1 protein-coding gene is annotated in these 887 nt (G+C 36.1%); it reads left to right on the forward strand.

Annotated elements, in window-relative coordinates:
• Positions 1-109: 109 nt before the first annotated feature.
• Positions 110-580, forward strand: coding sequence for a 6,7-dimethyl-8-ribityllumazine synthase (ribH, locus tag AC1UFB_RS16925; protein ID WP_025909182.1), 471 nt, complete (start codon positions 110-112; stop codon positions 578-580).
• Positions 581-887: the final 307 nt, after the last annotated feature.

Here is an 887-nt window from a genome sequence, read left to right on the forward strand (position 1 = left end):
TTCGTTTTTCTTTATAAAAGGAAAAATAAGAAAACAGAAAATTCGGTTAAAATTTATGCGACGCTAGTGAATTTACACATAAAACATAAAAAACTAGGAGGAATAGAAAATGAGTCATGTGTTTGAGGGGAATTTAGTTGGTACTGGATTAAAAGTTGCAATTGTAGTGGGGCGTTTTAATGAATTTATTACAAGCCGATTGTTAGGCGGAGCGCAAGACGCGCTAAAACGTCATGGTGTAGCAGAAGCAGATGTGGACATTGCTTGGGTACCTGGCGCATACGAAATTCCGTTAATTGCAAAAAAATTCGCAGAATCAAAAAAGTATGATGCGGTGATTACGTTAGGAACAGTTATTCGCGGCGCAACACCACACTTTGATTTTGTTTGTAACGAAGTAGCAAAAGGCGTTGCTTCACAGAGTCTACAAACGGGCGTACCAATTATCTTTGGTGTACTGACAACGGAAACAATTGAACAAGCGATTGAACGTGCAGGTACAAAAGCTGGTAACAAAGGATGGGAAGCAGCAGCTTCTGCTATTGAGATGGCAAATTTGTCTCGTTTAATTGAAGGGTAATAAAAGCGCTTGTTGCAGTCTAGAACTGTAGCAAGCGTTTTTTAAACTATTTACAAATGTATAATTTACAGGAAAGGTTTTACCCTATATAGTAACTAGTTTATGTTAAGGGAGACTTTCATGCCTCATTATATACCGTTTTTGGTTTTAATTATCATAAGTGTCCTAATCTTTGTTTTTGTTCTATGGAATACAAGGGATAAAAAACTGATTATCTTACTGATAATGAGCATTTTTAGATACAAATATTTCCATTCCATTAGAAATGATAGGTACCCTATGCCACTTGGAGCTCATTTTTAATTTG

The sequence above is a fragment of the Priestia sp. KCTC 13724 genome, from assembly GCF_056820425.1.

Excerpts from the sequence above, each read along its gene's own strand:
- ribH (WP_025909182.1), top strand. The coding sequence starts at position 110 with ATGAGTCATGTGTTTGAGGGGAATTTAGTTGGTACTGGATTAAAAGTT.